Source organism: Bradyrhizobium sp. CCBAU 51627 (genome assembly GCF_028128765.1).
Lineage (GTDB): Bacteria > Pseudomonadota > Alphaproteobacteria > Rhizobiales > Xanthobacteraceae > Bradyrhizobium.
On the sequence record NZ_LBJG01000089.1, the window covers coordinates 19,342 to 33,219 of the forward strand.

Consider the following 13,878-nt stretch of genomic DNA (forward strand, 5'->3'; position numbering starts at 1 on the left):
TCGCTTACGCGACGCGGGGATCCAGCTCGCCTTTGGCGTAGCGCTTGGCCATCTCGGCCGGGGTCAGGATCTTCTTGAACTTGGCGGCCTGGCCGGCGGTATTGAACTCCTGGAGCCGCTGCTTGCACAGCTTGGTCATGGCTTCCATCGCCGGCTTCAGGTACTTGCGCGGATCGAACTCTTCCGGATTGTCCTTCAGGACTTTCCGGATCTGGCCGGTCATCGCCATGCGGTTGTCGGTGTCGATGTTGATCTTGCGCACGCCGTTCTTGATGCCGCGCTGGATTTCGGCGACCGGCACGCCCCAGGTCGGCTTCATCTTGCCGCCATAGGCGTTGATGATGTCCTGGAGCTCCTGCGGCACCGAGGAGGAGCCGTGCATGACCAGATGCGTGTTCGGCAGCTTGCTGTGGATCTCCTCGATCACGTTCATGGCGAGGATGTCGCCATCCGGCTTGCGGGTGAACTTGTAGGCGCCATGCGAGGTGCCCATCGCGATCGCGAGCGCGTCGACCTTGGTCTCCTTGACGAACTTCACGGCCTCGTCGGGATTGGTCAGGAGCTGGTCGTGGGAGAGCTTGCCTTCGGCGCCATGGCCGTCTTCCTTGTCGCCCATGCCTGTTTCGAGCGAGCCGAGCACGCCGAGCTCGCCCTCGACCGAAATGCCGCCGAGATGGGCCATGTCGGTCACTGTCTTGGTGACGCCGACATTGTAGGCCCAGTCGCCGGGGGTCTTGCCGTCGGCCTTGAGCGAGCCGTCCATCATCACCGAGGTGAAGCCGGCCTGGATCGCGGTCATGCAGGTGGCGGCCTCGTTGCCGTGGTCCAGATGCACGCAGACCGGAATATGCGGATAGATCTCGGTCACCGCGTCCATCATGTGCTTGAGCATGACGTCGTTGGCGTAGGAGCGCGCACCGCGCGAGGCCTGGATGATGACGGGCGCGTCGACCTGGTTGGCCGCGTCCATGATCGCCAGCGCCTGCTCCATGTTGTTGATGTTGAAGGCCGGTACGCCGTAATCATTCTCCGCCGCATGGTCGAGCAATTGACGCAACGTGATCCGGGCCATCTGTCTTTTTCTCCGTTTGAGCTTGAAGGTCGCTGGTTCTTGCCGACTGATTACTTGATGCGAAGGACTTCAACGCCGGGCAGCGGCTTGCCTTCCATCCATTCCAGGAATGCGCCACCGGCGGTCGAGACATAGGTGAAGTCACCGGCCACATGGGCCTGGTTGAGGGCTGCGACCGTGTCGCCGCCGCCGGCGATCGAGATCAGCTTCTTGGCCTTGGTACGCTCGGCGGCGTGCTTGGCGGCCGCGACCGTGCCGCGGTCGAACGGCTGCATCTCGAAGGCCCCGAGCGGTCCGTTCCAGACCAGCGTGGCGGCGTCATCGATCGCCGCGTGAACGCGCGCGATCGATTGCGGGCCGACGTCCAGGATCATGCCATCGGCGGGGATCGCATCGAGGCCGTAGGCATGCGACGGCGCATTGGCGGCGAAATGATAGGCAACGGTGGCATCTACGGGGAGGATGATCGCGCAATTGGCGGCTTCCGCCTTCTCCATGATGCGCACGGCGGTCGCGGCGAGATCCTTCTCGGCCAGCGACTTGCCGACCGCGACGCCCTGGGCATGCAGGAAGGTGTTAGCCATGCCGCCGCCGATCACCAGCGCGTCGACCTTGGTGACGAGGTTTTCGAGCAGGTCGATCTTGGTGGAGACCTTGGCGCCGCCGATGATGGCGATGACGGGCTTGGTCGGCGAGCCCAGCGCCTTTTCCAGCGCGTCCAGCTCGGCCTGCATCGTGCGGCCGGCATAGGCCGGCAGCTTGTGGCCGAGGCCTTCGGTCGAGGCATGGGCGCGGTGCGCCGCCGAGAAGGCATCGCTGACCCAGATGTCGCCGAGCTTGGCCAATTCCGCGACGAAGGCCGGATCGTTCTTCTCTTCTTCTTTGTGGAAGCGGGTGTTTTCCAGGCAGAGAATGTCGCCATCGTTCAGAGACGCAACCGCCTTGGCCGCGGGCTCGCCGATGCAATCGTCGGCGAAGGCGACCGGCTTCTTCACGACCTTCGACAGCGCCTCGGCAACGGGCTTGAGCGAGTCCTTGGCATCGCGGCCCTTCGGCCGGCCAAAATGCGCGAGCAGGATGACCTTGCCGCCCTTGTCCGAGATTTCGGTGATGGTCGGCGCGACGCGCTCGAGCCGGGTCGCGTCGGTGACGCGCCCATCGTCCATGGGCACGTTGAGATCGACGCGCAGCAGCACGCGTTTGCCCTTCACGTCGACGTCGTCGAGGGTGCGGAATTTGTTGGTCATCGGAGGCCCTTGTCCCGGGCGCATTGCGGCACGAAGTGCCGCCACGCAGAGCCGGGACCCAAATTGCGGCGAGTCCCGCGGTTGATATGGGTCCCGGATCTGCGAAGCAGCGTTTCACGCTGCATCGCGTCCGGGACACGAGAGCGGAGTTAGATCACCTTCGCCATGGCGACGGCGGTGTCGGCCATGCGGTTCGAGAAGCCCCACTCGTTGTCGTACCAGGACATCACGCGCACCAGCGTGCCGTTCTGCACCTTGGTCTGGTCCTCGTGGAAGGTCGAGGAGTGCGGGTCGTGGTTGAAGTCGATCGAGACGTTCGGCGCATTGGTGTAGCCGAGGATGCCCTTGAGCTGCTGCTCGCTGGCGCGCTTCATCGCCGCGTTGATTTCCTTGGCATCGGTGGCGCGCTTGGCGACGATCTTGAGGTCGACGACCGAAACGTTCGGGGTCGGCACGCGGATCGCAACGCCGTCGAGCTTGCCCTTCAGCTCGGGCAGCACGAGGCCGATCGCCTTGGCGGCGCCGGTCGAGGTCGGGATCATCGACATCGCCGCGGCGCGGCCGCGATAGAGATCCTTGTGCAGCGTATCCAGCGTCGGCTGGTCGCCGGTGTAAGCGTGGATCGTGGTCATGAAGCCGGTCTCGATGCCGACGAGGTCGTTCAGGACCTTGGCGACCGGCGCGAGGCAGTTGGTGGTGCAGCTTCCGTTGGAAACGACCAGGTGATCCTTGGTCAGGGTCTCGTGATTGACGCCGTAGACGATGGTGGCGTCGGCGCCGTCGGCCGGCGCGGACACCAGCACGCGCTTGGCGCCGGCGGTCAGATGCGCGGAGGCCTTCTCCTTGGCGGTGAAGATGCCGGTGCATTCCATCGCGATGTCGACGCCGAGATCCTTCCAGGGCAGCTTCGAGGGATCGCGCTCGGCGGTCACCTTGATCTTGCCGTTGCCGAGGCTGATCGAGTCGCCCTCGACGGTCACGGTGCCGGGGAAACGGCCATGGACGCTGTCATAGCGAAGGAGATGCGCATTGGTCTCGACCGGGCCGAGATCGTTGATGCCGACGACCTCGATGTCCTTGCGGCCGGACTCTGCGATCGCCCGCAGGACGTTGCGGCCGATGCGGCCAAAACCGTTAATTGCCACGCGGACTGCCATGTTTCGTCTCCTTCAATGACCGTTGTCATCCCGCACAACGCGCGGTGGGCGCGCCTGCGAGGGTTTTTTAGGGGCGGACGCCCGGTTCGGCCGGGCGGTGCTTGATCATATGAGAGCTTTGGTAGTCCTTTTTTTTGACAAGCTCAACTCTCAGCTGACGCGCTTCAGCACGGCGTTAACCGCAGCCTCGGCGGTAATGCCGAAATGCTTGTAAAGGTCCTTCGCCGGTGCGCTCGCACCGAACGAATGCATGCCCACGAATTCGCCATCCTGGCCGATCACCGCATCCCAGCCCCAGCGCACGGCGGCCTCGATCGCGACCTTCACCGGCGCGTTACCGATGATGGCGGCGCGTTTGGCCTCTGGTTGCGCTAACAACAGCTCGAGGGAGGGCACCGAGACCACCCGCGACGCGATGCCGCGCTCGGCGAGTTGCTTCTGGGCGGCCACCGCGATCTCGACCTCGGAGCCGGAGGCGAACAGCGTCGCCTTGGCTTCGCCCTGGGCGGCGACCAGCTCATAGGCGCCGGCGGCGCAGGGGTTCTCGTTCGGCGCGGTGGTGCGGAGCTGCGGCAGGTTCTGCCGCGTCAGCGCCAGCACCGTCGGACCATCGATGCGGTTCAGCGCAAGCTCCCAGCACTCGGCGACTTCCATCGCATCGCAGGGACGGAACACGCGCATGTTCGGAATGGCGCGGAGCGCGGCGAGATGCTCGACCGGCTGATGGGTCGGGCCGTCTTCGCCGAGGCCGATGGAATCGTGCGTCATCACGTAGACGACGCCAGCACCCATCAGCGCGGCAAGGCGCATCGCCGGACGCGCGTAGTCGGTGAACACGAGGAAGGTCGCACCGTTCGGCGCAAAGCCGCCGTGCAGGAAGATGCCATTCATCGCGGCTGCCATGCCGTGCTCGCGGATGCCGTAATGGATGAAGCGGCCCTTCGGCGTCTTGGCGGAGAACGCGGTCGCCGACTTCGCCTTGTTGTTGTTGGAGCCGGTGAGGTCGGCGGAGCCGGCCAGGAATTCCATCGGCATCGCGCCGGCGATCACTTCGATCACGGCCTCCGAGGACTTGCGCGTCGCCGCAGTCATCGGCTTTTCCAGCAGGTCCTTCTTGTAGGCGCGCAGCGCCTTCGCAAGCGAGGCGGGACGCTCGTGGCGCAGGCGGCGCTCGAACTCGGCGCGCTTGCGGCTGCCGAGCTCGCCGAGCCGCGCTTCCCATTCCTGCCGTGCGGCCGCGCCGCGGCTGCCGGCGGCACGCCAGGCCTTCAGCACGTCATCGGGCACCGAGAACGGCTCCAGCGAGATGCCGAGATTTTCCTTGGCAGCCTTGAGCTCGTCGGCGCCGAGCGCCTCGCCATGGGCCTTCGCGGTGCCGGCCTTGTGCGGCGCGCCGAAGCCGATGGTGGTGCGGCAAGCGATCAGCGTCGGCTTGTTCGACTTCTTCGCGCGGGTGATGGCGTCGGCAATCGCGGCCTGGTCTTGGCCGTCGATCTTCTCGGCGGCCCAGCCGGCGGACTTGAAGCGCTTCACCTGGTCGACGGAATCGGCGATCGAGGTCGGGCCGTCGATCGAGATGCCGTTGTCGTCGTAGAGCACGATCAGCTTGTTCAGCTTCCAGTGGCCGGCCATCGCGATCGCTTCCTGCGACACGCCTTCCATCAGGTCGCCGTCGGAGGCGAGCACATAGGTGTGGTGGTCGACGATCTTCTTGCCGAACTCGGCGGCGAGCATCTTTTCGGCCAGCGCCATGCCGACCGCGGTCGAGATACCCTGGCCGAGCGGACCGGTGGTGGTCTCGATACCCTTGGTGTGGAAGTTCTCGGGGTGACCTGGCGTCAGTCCGCCAAGCTGGCGGAACTGCTTGAGCTGGTCCAGCGTCATCGCGGCGTTGCCGGTCAAGTACAGCAGCGAGTAGAGCAGCATCGAGCCGTGGCCGGCCGAGAGCACGAAGCGGTCGCGGTCGGGCCAGTCGGTTGCGGCGGCATCGAATTTCAGGAACTGCGTGAACAGCACTGTGGCGATGTCGGCGGCTCCCATCGGCAGGCCGGGATGGCCCGACTTTGCCTTCTCGACAGCGTCCATCGAGAGGCCGCGGATCGCGTTGGCCATGCGGGTGTGGTCGACTTGCGTCATGTCTGAAATCCGTCTGAAATGAGGCGCTTGGCGGGTGGTGCGGGCCGCGCGGGGGAAGTCTGGCGGCAGCTGAAGGTCGGGGCTGGGATAGCACCTCGGTTCCGGGAGTCCAAGGCAATCAAACGCGCCACGGCGCGAAAAGCTGCTTATCGGTGCATAGTTTCGCGGCGACGTTGCGCTCGGCTAGCTTGCCACGTAAATTTCTGCTTCTAACCGCTTGCCGAACCGAGTCTTTTGCCGGCCGGCAAGCTCTCGAGGTAAAGGCCACGGGCATAGCCCATCAGGTTCCGCCGCTGACTGCATGAACGATCGCGTTTCCAAAAGCTCTGCCATGACGGAGTCGTCCGCCGTCGAGATCGAGATCGCGACCCGCAGACTCACGGCGGCGCTGGACGCGCTCGAAAGCGCGGTCGAGCGGCGGCGCGATGCCGATCGCGACGAGAACGAGCTTGCGACGCGAATCCAGGCGCTCGGCGCGGATCGCTCGCGCCTTGCCGACGAGCTCGACGGCGCGCTGGTGAAGGCGCGCAAGCTCGAGCGCACCAACCGCGAGATATCTGACCGGCTGGATTCCGCGATCGTCACAATACGCTCGGTGCTCGATACCGGAGAGGATGGATGAGCCACATCAACGTCACCATCAACGCCCGGCAATACCGCATGGCCTGCGAGGAGGGCCAGGAGGTGCGGCTGCTCAAGCTCGCCGAAAGCCTGGAGACACGCATCCAGTCCTTGCGCGGAAAATTCGGCGAGATCGGAGATGCGCGCCTCACCGTGATGGCGGCACTGACCGTCTGCGACGAGCTGGTCGATGCCGGCAACCGCATCCGCACCATGGAGCAGGAGCTGGTCGAACTCAGGGATTTCCGCAACGCCGCCGTCGAGCGCGCGCGGATGACGCAGACGGCCGTGGTCAACGCGCTGAACGCCGCCGCCGAACGCATCGAGAAATCGACCCAGGTGCTGAACCGGACGGTCGGCAACGGCATCGCGATCGGGTAGAGGCCCCCTCCAGTGGAGGGTAAGGAAGCGACACGCTCGCCGGGCTGGCGATTCGGCAGTATCGTTGTTACATTGCCCCAGCGAGGCTGCGACGCGCGTCAGGAGCCATATATCCCCGGGGCCTTATCGATCCTTTAGGGAACTGTCCCTGGCCGGGCCCGTGGGCCCGGACATATGGTGCCCACCTACTTTCGTAGGGAACTCCGGGATCGAGTGCTTCAACGGCATCCGCGGCTTCGCACTGTTTCTTCTGGTTCGTGCCTGTCGAATTGCGTCCCCGACACGCTTGCGGTGCATTTGAGGGCTCGCTGTCATGCCCCGCCGAGTGCGCAATTGCGCACGGAGGACCGGGGCATCCAGTACGCCGCGGCGTCGAGGTTCTAGCACTGGCGTCTCTGGAATACTGGATCACCCGCTTTCGCGGATGATGACAGTGGAGCTAGCTGTACCTTCGGGGGACCAACGCACATGTCCAACTCCAAATCCGACCTCCGTGCCAAAGCCCTCGCCGCACGCGATGCGCTGAGCGAGAAGAAGCGCATCGCCGCTGCGGCCAAGCTCGCCAAGCGCGGGCTGCCGTTCAAGCTGCTGCCCGGCAGCATCGTCTCCGGCTATTCGCCGATCCGCAGCGAGATCGACCCGATGCCGCTGCTGAAGAAACTGGCGGAGGAGGGGGCAAGGCTGGCGCTGCCCTGCGTCACCGCGCGCGGCCAGTCGCTGATCTTCCGCCTCTTCCATCCGAACGACCGCCTGATGCTCGGCCCGCTCGGGATTCCCGAGCCGTCGCCGGCCGCGGCCGAAGTCATCCCCGACATCATGCTGACGCCGCTCGCGGCGTTCGACCGTCTCGGTCATCGCATCGGTTACGGTGCCGGGCATTACGATGTCACCTTCGCGCATCTGCGCAAGGCCAAGCACATCGTCGGCATCGGACTTGCGTTTGCAGCGCAGGAGATCAAGGCGGTTCCGGCACTATCGCACGACGTCGCACTGGATTATGTGCTAACGGAAACGGACGTGTTCGATTTCCGGAGTTCTGAAGTTGCGCATTCTCTTCGTGGGTGATGTCGTCGGCCGTAGCGGGCGCAACGCCGTCGCCGAATATCTGCCCGGCATGGTCAAGGACTGGTCGCTCGATTTCGTCGTCGTCAACGGCGAGAATTCGGCCGGGGGCTTCGGCATCACGGAAGCGATCTATCAGGAGTTTCTCGATGCCGGCGCCGATGCGGTGACCTTGGGCAATCACTCCTGGGATCAGCGCGAAGCGCTCGTTTTCATCGAGCGCGCCGAGCGCCTTGTGCGGCCGACGAATTATCCGCGCGGCACGCCCGGCCGTGGCGCCGCCCTGGTCGAGACCAAGAATGGCAAGCACGCGCTCGTCGTCAATGCGCTGGGGCGCGTCTTCATGACCCCGTTCGACGATCCCTTCGCGGCGCTGGAGCGCGAGCTGGGTGCCTGTCCGCTCGGCGTTGCCGCGGACGCCATCGTCGTCGACTTCCATTGCGAGGCGTCGAGCGAGAAGCAGGGCATCGGCTTCTTCTGCGACGGCCGCGCCAGCCTTGTCGTCGGCACGCACACGCATGTGCCGACCGCCGATCACCAGATCCTCACAGGCGGCACCGCCTACATGACCGATGCCGGCATGACCGGCGATTACGACTCCATCATCGGCATGCAGAAGGAAGAGCCGCTGCGGCGGTTCACCTCGGGGATTCCGTCGAGCCGGTTCGAGCCGGCGGCGGGCGTCGCGACGCTGAGCGGCGTTGCAGTCGAGACGGACGATGCGACGGGGCTGGCGCTGAAGATCGCGCCGGTGCGGATTGGCGGAAGGCTGGAGCCGACGACGCCGAAGTTCTGGTTGAGCTGAGCGGCGGCGCGGCGATAGCCCCGCTGCACCTTCTCCTCTCGTGGGAGAGTGAAGCGCCATTGATCTCCCTCAACGAGACCAGCCTCGCAGGCGGCTTTACTGCATTCCGCGTACAGCCGCTCTCTACGCATCCCCCAAGTCGCCGCCGCATGCGGATCAACTCACACGGCATCCGACTCTTGCATAGCCGGACAAGCGTCGCGGGGGGTGTCCCGCGACGGCGAACGACGGCGCGTCATCCTTGGCCCGCCGGCGGGACCACGTACAGCGTTAGTGCAAAGATCGCGTAGATGAAGATGAGCAGGGCGCCGACGAACCAGGCCGAGCGGCCGCTGCCGGTGATGAAACTCGCGGTAACCGTCGCAATCATGATCATGGTTACGGCACCCGGCCAGAACTGGAGGTTCATCGGCGTCGGACCCACGACATAGCTGAGCAGCACCAGCGCGGGGGCCACGAACAGGGCGATCTGAGAGGCGCTGCCGAGCGCAATGCTGACGCTCATATCGAGGCGGTCCTTGCGCGCCGCGGAGAAGGCCACCGCGAATTCCGCTGCCGCGCCCACTAGCGAGACGATGATAAAACCGACAAACGCCGGGCTCATCCCGAAGGTCTCCCCTGCCTTCTGTACGGACTCTACGAAGATCTCGCTCACCAGCGCGACCAGCACCGTGATAACAAGCAGCGTGCCTACGGCAAGCCCGATCGGCCAGGGCGCTTCTTCTCCCTTGTCGTGCTCTGCGCCGGCGAATAATTCCTTGTGGGTCTTCAGCGAAAACAGGAGGCCGAGTGCATATACGCCGATCAGCAGCACGGAGATGCCGACGCTCAGCTTGTGGATGACGGTTCCGTCCTGCGGCAAATGCTGGAGGTCGGCGACGGCCGAGGGGGCTAGCAGGGCGACGGTTGCCATCAGCAACAGTCCGGAAGACAGCCGCGCGCCGGCGCGGTTGTATTCCTGCACGTGGTAGCGCAGACCACCCAGCAGCAGGCAAGCGCCGAGCATGAACATCGCATTGGTGACGATTGCCCCAGCAATCGAGGCCTTGACCAGCGTGTACTGGCCGGCGCGCAATGCGGCGATGGCGATGATGAGTTCCGTCAGGTTTCCGAGCGTCGCGTTGAGCAGCCCCCCGACGGCATCTCCGGTTCTCGCGGCGACCGCCTCGGTGGCGTGGCTGAGCAGCGCCGCCAGCGGGATGATGGCGAGCACCGACAGCACGAACAGCAGCGTATGGGAATCTGCCACGGCCGCCTCGGCCGCCAGCACGATCGGCACAAACACCAGCATCCAGAGCAAAGGGGTATTCCGGATCTCTTTGAGCAGAGGTTGCATGTCAGCCACCGTTACCATGGATGCGTGGGTGGAAAGGTCTGGTGCATCAGCCGGGCGCGCTTTGATCTGCCTCAAGGTGAAACCCGGCCAGTTGCGATCGCCTCGTGCCTTCGAGCTGACCGGGACCGACGATGCAGGCGTCAGACCCGCGTGATCCTCGCGTCGTGCTCGGCGTGGTCAAGGCGCGGCCTGGCGACGCCGGAGCCAGCCGCGAGCCAAGGACAACGGCCGGCCTTGACCGCCCCCTGCGCGCGACGCAATCGACGTTCTGCGGGCCGGGACGAAGGAACCGCCCCTGGCTCGAACAAAGGAACTACGAGGTAGTAGGAGCCAGAGATGACGTAACCCTATCGGCAGTTTCCAGCCGAGGTCTGCGAGAGGAATGAGACGAGATGGAGGTCGGTCTTCCAAGCGGGTGCGAACACTGGTGACCCGAATAGCCCGATCGAGGCCTGTCCGCCAATGAGAACGCGCGCGCGCGCCGATATCCATGATGGCCCGGAGTACATGCTCCAATCGGAGGCCGGATACATTGATGCAAGACCGCTCACCGCCAATCCGACGAAATCTTCTTGCAACGCACGGGCGGACCATACATGCGGGTCACGTGCTGCCTTCCCGAACGCGTCGGCGCCACAGCTGCTATACCCCGGTTAGCGCCGAATTGCTGCGGTGGCAGAGGCCGGCAGCCTCGGGCCAATTGCAGAACTGACGCATTTCATTCGATCACATCGTCGGCACGAGCGAGAAGTGTCGCTGGTGCGTCAAGCCCCAGGGATTTTGCCGTCTGCAAATTGATTACCAGTTCAAATTTGGTCGGTGCTTGGACAGGCAATCCGCTTGGTTGGGCACCTTTGAGAATGCGATCCACGTAGGGCGCAACCTGACGAAACAACTCCGGAACCTCAGGCCCATAGGACAATAAGCCACCATCCGCAGCAGCCGAACGAAATGGATACACCGCTGGAACTCGATGTCGGGCTGCCTGTTCGATTACCGTTCCACGATGCACCGCCATGAAGCTGTCAGCCATCACAACAAGACCCGCGCCCGGCTCATTGGCAACCGCCGAAATTGCCGAGCCGATCTCGCCATCACTCCGAACCGGATTGAGGAATGGCGTAATGGCTATGTCTCGGGCGGCGGCTTCGAAGGCGCGGTAAAAGTATGAGCCTCCGTCAGGAGCTGCGTCGGGGTTGAACAGACCCGCCACTCTCAAAACCCGAGGATCGATTTCTTTGAGAAGGCTTAGCCACTTGCCTGCCAACGAGGGCTCAAAATTCACGAACCCTGTTATGTTGCCGTCGGGCCGCGCTAAATTCTGCACGAAGCCTTCACCAATAGGATCAGAGACAACTGTGAAAACTATCGGCGTTGTTCGAGTTTCTCGTCTAACAGCTGCGGTGGTGGGCGTGGATGTGGTCACGATGACATCTGGTTGCCAACCAACCAACTCCTTTGCAAATCGCTGGGTGCGCTCAGCATCAGCCCCACTCCAGCGAACTTCGATGCTCACGTTCTTACCGTCTGCCCATCCAAGCTTCTCCAAGCTTTCCTCAAATACCTTCAGACGGGCATGCCCCAAGGTATCATTCTCAGAGTAAAACATTAGCACCCCGACCCGTCGCAGGCGGCCTTTCTCTTCTGCTTGTGCCGTAAGCGGGAAGGAAGCTGCTATAGCGCCTAGGACGCAAATAAATTCCCGCCTGTCCATGCCGTCCCCCAGGGGTCGAGACTGCCGATATTAGCCGTGACGATCTCCGAACAGAAACTGGTAATGAGGATAAGTCGGCTCGTCCGCTAATGGGATGGTCCGGCCGTGCTCCTGCCCCGCCAGCAAGCGAAGCTGGCCAGGGGCGCCAAAGACGAGGAGCACGCCATGTCTCAGACACCCAATACCGCGAACTCGCATCGCTTGGTCACGATGCCAGGTTGATGCCGGCCAAATATGTCCGCCCGTATAGCAAGGGACAGAAGAACGACTTCAATGATGCCGAAGCGATTGCCGAAACCGTGCAGCGCCCGACGATGAAGTTCGTGGCGACCAAGACCGCGGAGCAACTGGATCTGCAGGCGCTGCACCGGGTGCGCGAGCGGCTGGTGTCGCAACGCACCGGCATCATCAACCAGATTCGCGCCTTCATGCTGGAACGCGGGATCGCGGTGCGCCAGGGTATCGGCTTCCTACGCACCGAAACTGCCCACCATCCTTGCGACCCGCACCGATGCGCTGTCGCCACGCATGTTGCGTGTCATCGAGGAGTTGGCAGGCGACTGGCGCCGGCTGGATCAGCGCATCGATGGCCCCTCCGGCAAGATCGAAGCACTGGCCCGTCAAGATCAGGCATGCTCGCGCCTGATGAGGGTGCCTGGCATTGGGCCGATCATTTCGAGCGCCATGGTGGCCGCGATCGGCACTGGAGACGTCTTCTCCAAAGGCCGTGACTTCGGCGCGTGGCCCGGACTGGTGCCCGAGACGTGGCGGCGCCTCAACTGACGGCGTGCGACCACCTGGCCGGCTGCATCAACGCCATGCACTTGGAAGACCGACTTCGCAATATCAAGACCAATCGTCGAAATTGACTGCATAGGCTGCTCCTCCGAATCGTGGGAGCTTCAAAATGGCCCCCACTCGTTGGCACTCTCGTGCCGGTGGAGGAGCCGTCCACAGCATCAGAAGGGGTCATCAGCGATTCACGTGAGCGCGTTAAGCGTTTACCGCGCGAACGCTGCTGGTTATCTGCTTTGTCTGCACCGGATTGTTGGCCTTAAGCGTTGGCAACGTGCAATTTGGCGAGGCGCGTGCGCGTGAGGTCAATGCGAAGTTCAAACGCAAATAGAATATCCGAGTGCCGTACTGGAAGATGCTTCGCGGCTTGCTCGATCTCTTCCAATTCAGCTTGGAGGGCTATCGCTTCAGGTGCGGCGAGCTCCTTTTGCATCGCGGCCTCAACCTGCCGAAGGCGTCGGTATAGGGTGGCCATATGTCTCTGCAGCAACCACTGGTACAACCTAGGCAAATAACTGAAGATCGGGATGACGATCGCGATCAATGTCAGTGATATGGCGATAATTCTCTTTGCAATATTTAGCGTCCAGAACGGCAGATATCGCTGCAGGAGGGACGGGCCGTTCTTGTAGAAGTCGCGAGCCTCCTCAGCAACGGGAAATTCCGGATCGGTCTGAGTGGGAAAGTCGCCGGCCCGTTCAAAAATTCCTGAGCCTCCGTGCTCCTCAGCCAACGTCTGCGCCAGAAGATAGACAAGTTCTGGGTGAAGGTCCTTGCGCACGACCACAGGGTTAGTGATTGCTATCAGGCTCACGTCGCCGGCCGGGATATTCTTCTCAAGATCGATCACGCCCTGCGGCAAAACGAGTCGGGTCAGGTAAGGGAATAAACGAGTCAGGGCCTCGGCTTGTGGCAGGTTCATCAGCCGGACAGTAGGATCTCGAAGCAAGGATTGGAGAATCGGGGAATTCAGTTCAAACGGAATGAAGATGGCATCGGCTGCACCATCCTTCAGCGCCTTCACCGCGGCTAGTCCGATGAGCGGCAACAGCGTGGTGTTCTCAGAATTGACGCCGTGTGCCGCGAGGATTTGCGTTGCTACACGGCTGAAAGCAACGCCAACCACGACGCGTTTGCCTTTCAACTGCGTCAGGCGGTCCAATGGCTCCAAGCCGCGGTAGAACGGCCAAACAGGCGTGAAGTTGATGCGCCCCAACGACATTAGCCCAGGGGATCGCCCGCTATTCGTCGTGCCACCCAGAAAATAGGCGGCGTCAACACCGGAGCTTCGATCCTCCACCAGCCTAAGGCTATCCGCCGAGCCCTCAGTTGGGCGCACATCAAGTGTCACATGGTGGAGTGCGAGCTTCTCCCGGTAGTGCTCGACGGTCTGCTCGAAGCCACCGCCCCTCGCCCCCGACGCAATAGAAATGGTCGATGGTGGTGCAGGAATGAAATACCACAACGCGGCCCAGACTGCCGCAGCAAGACAAACAATTACAGTCAAGCCTTTGAGCAGGGATCGACGACCCAGGCCAAACATGGACCTCTC

The 13,878-nt window shown here is 63.2% G+C and carries 11 protein-coding genes, 1 other RNA gene and 2 pseudogenes; 6 read left to right on the plus strand and 8 right to left on the minus strand.

Features of this window, described 5'->3' with window-relative positions:
• Positions 1–4: 4 nt before the first annotated feature.
• The 4 genes from fba to tkt all read right to left on the minus strand — a co-directional run bounded on the left by fba (position 5) and on the right by tkt (position 5,612).
• On the minus strand, positions 5–1,072 hold the full coding sequence (gene fba / locus XH88_RS33385) for a class II fructose-bisphosphate aldolase (RefSeq protein ID WP_271672456.1): 1,068 nt from the start codon (positions 1,070–1,072) through the stop codon (positions 5–7).
• A 50-nt stretch (positions 1,073–1,122) separates the two neighbouring features.
• Positions 1,123–2,319, minus strand: coding sequence for a phosphoglycerate kinase (locus tag XH88_RS33390; RefSeq protein WP_271672457.1), 1,197 nt, complete (start codon positions 2,317–2,319; stop codon positions 1,123–1,125).
• A gap of 149 nt (positions 2,320–2,468) precedes the next feature.
• The gene (gene gap / locus XH88_RS33395) at positions 2,469–3,476 is read right to left on the minus strand and encodes a type I glyceraldehyde-3-phosphate dehydrogenase (RefSeq protein ID WP_271672458.1); all 1,008 of its coding nucleotides are present in this window, start codon (positions 3,474–3,476) and stop codon (positions 2,469–2,471) included.
• A 150-nt stretch (positions 3,477–3,626) separates the two neighbouring features.
• Positions 3,627–5,612 carry a transketolase gene (gene tkt, locus XH88_RS33400; RefSeq protein ID WP_271672459.1) on the minus strand — a complete coding sequence of 662 codons (1,986 nt, stop codon included), beginning with the start codon at positions 5,610–5,612 and terminating at the stop codon, positions 3,627–3,629.
• 331 nt (positions 5,613–5,943) lie between these two features.
• Between tkt and XH88_RS33405 the strand changes: the two genes are divergently transcribed.
• The 5 genes from XH88_RS33405 to XH88_RS33425 all read left to right on the plus strand — a co-directional run bounded on the left by XH88_RS33405 (position 5,944) and on the right by XH88_RS33425 (position 8,481).
• On the plus strand, positions 5,944–6,234 hold the full coding sequence (locus tag XH88_RS33405) for a DUF4164 domain-containing protein (RefSeq protein ID WP_084292232.1): 291 nt from the start codon (positions 5,944–5,946) through the stop codon (positions 6,232–6,234).
• Entirely contained in the window at positions 6,231–6,614 is a 384-nt protein-coding gene (locus XH88_RS33410) for a cell division protein ZapA (RefSeq protein ID WP_092227136.1), read from the plus strand. Before XH88_RS33405 ends, XH88_RS33410 begins: the two co-directional genes overlap by 4 nt.
• An 80-nt stretch (positions 6,615–6,694) precedes the next feature.
• Positions 6,695–6,855, plus strand: a non-coding RNA gene (gene ssrS / locus XH88_RS33415) — 6S RNA.
• Between the two features lie 227 nt (positions 6,856–7,082).
• Complete coding sequence (locus tag XH88_RS33420; RefSeq protein ID WP_271672460.1) at positions 7,083–7,679, plus strand: 5-formyltetrahydrofolate cyclo-ligase; 597 nt, start codon at positions 7,083–7,085, stop codon at positions 7,677–7,679.
• On the plus strand, positions 7,657–8,481 hold the full coding sequence (locus tag XH88_RS33425) for a TIGR00282 family metallophosphoesterase (protein ID WP_271672461.1): 825 nt from the start codon (positions 7,657–7,659) through the stop codon (positions 8,479–8,481). The genes XH88_RS33420 and XH88_RS33425 overlap by 23 nt, the downstream gene beginning before the upstream one ends.
• 235 nt (positions 8,482–8,716) lie before the next feature.
• Here XH88_RS33425 and cax read toward each other — a convergent pair whose 3' ends face one another.
• Both cax and XH88_RS33435 read right to left on the minus strand, forming a co-directional pair.
• Positions 8,717–9,817 carry a calcium/proton exchanger gene (cax, locus tag XH88_RS33430; RefSeq protein WP_271672462.1) on the minus strand — a complete coding sequence of 367 codons (1,101 nt, stop codon included), beginning with the start codon at positions 9,815–9,817 and terminating at the stop codon, positions 8,717–8,719.
• Between the two features lie 718 nt (positions 9,818–10,535).
• The gene (locus XH88_RS33435) at positions 10,536–11,531 is read right to left on the minus strand and encodes an ABC transporter substrate-binding protein (RefSeq protein ID WP_271672463.1); all 996 of its coding nucleotides are present in this window, start codon (positions 11,529–11,531) and stop codon (positions 10,536–10,538) included.
• A 185-nt stretch (positions 11,532–11,716) separates the two neighbouring features.
• Here XH88_RS33435 and XH88_RS33440 point away from each other — a divergent pair.
• Positions 11,717–12,293 (plus strand): annotated as a pseudogene (locus XH88_RS33440) (IS110 family transposase); the annotation flags it as partial.
• Here XH88_RS33440 and XH88_RS33445 read toward each other — a convergent pair.
• Together XH88_RS33445 and XH88_RS33450 are read right to left on the minus strand one after the other, a co-directional pair.
• Positions 12,293–12,406 (minus strand): annotated as a pseudogene (locus tag XH88_RS33445) (IS110 family transposase); the annotation flags it as partial. The pseudogenes XH88_RS33440 and XH88_RS33445 overlap by 1 nt on opposite strands.
• Positions 12,407–12,585: 179 nt before the next feature.
• The gene (locus tag XH88_RS33450; RefSeq protein ID WP_271672464.1) at positions 12,586–13,869 is read right to left on the minus strand and encodes a TAXI family TRAP transporter solute-binding subunit; all 1,284 of its coding nucleotides are present in this window, start codon (positions 13,867–13,869) and stop codon (positions 12,586–12,588) included.
• Between the last annotated feature and the right edge of the window lie 9 nt (positions 13,870–13,878).

What these genes read in the sequence shown, in the direction of transcription:
- XH88_RS33390 (WP_271672457.1), bottom strand. Translation starts at nt 2,319, where the DNA reads ATGACCAACAAATTCCGCACCCTCGACGACGTCGACGTGAAGGGCAAA.
- cax (WP_271672462.1), bottom strand. Translation starts at nt 9,817, where the DNA reads ATGCAACCTCTGCTCAAAGAGATCCGGAATACCCCTTTGCTCTGGATG.
- XH88_RS33420 (WP_271672460.1), top strand. Translation starts at nt 7,083, where the DNA reads ATGTCCAACTCCAAATCCGACCTCCGTGCCAAAGCCCTCGCCGCACGC.
- XH88_RS33450 (WP_271672464.1), bottom strand. Translation starts at nt 13,869, where the DNA reads ATGTTTGGCCTGGGTCGTCGATCCCTGCTCAAAGGCTTGACTGTAATT.
- XH88_RS33410 (WP_092227136.1), top strand. Translation starts at nt 6,231, where the DNA reads ATGAGCCACATCAACGTCACCATCAACGCCCGGCAATACCGCATGGCC.
- fba (WP_271672456.1), bottom strand. Translation starts at nt 1,072, where the DNA reads ATGGCCCGGATCACGTTGCGTCAATTGCTCGACCATGCGGCGGAGAAT.
- XH88_RS33435 (WP_271672463.1), bottom strand. Translation starts at nt 11,531, where the DNA reads ATGGACAGGCGGGAATTTATTTGCGTCCTAGGCGCTATAGCAGCTTCC.
- tkt (WP_271672459.1), bottom strand. Translation starts at nt 5,612, where the DNA reads ATGACGCAAGTCGACCACACCCGCATGGCCAACGCGATCCGCGGCCTC.
- XH88_RS33405 (WP_084292232.1), top strand. Translation starts at nt 5,944, where the DNA reads ATGACGGAGTCGTCCGCCGTCGAGATCGAGATCGCGACCCGCAGACTC.
- gap (WP_271672458.1), bottom strand. Translation starts at nt 3,476, where the DNA reads ATGGCAGTCCGCGTGGCAATTAACGGTTTTGGCCGCATCGGCCGCAAC.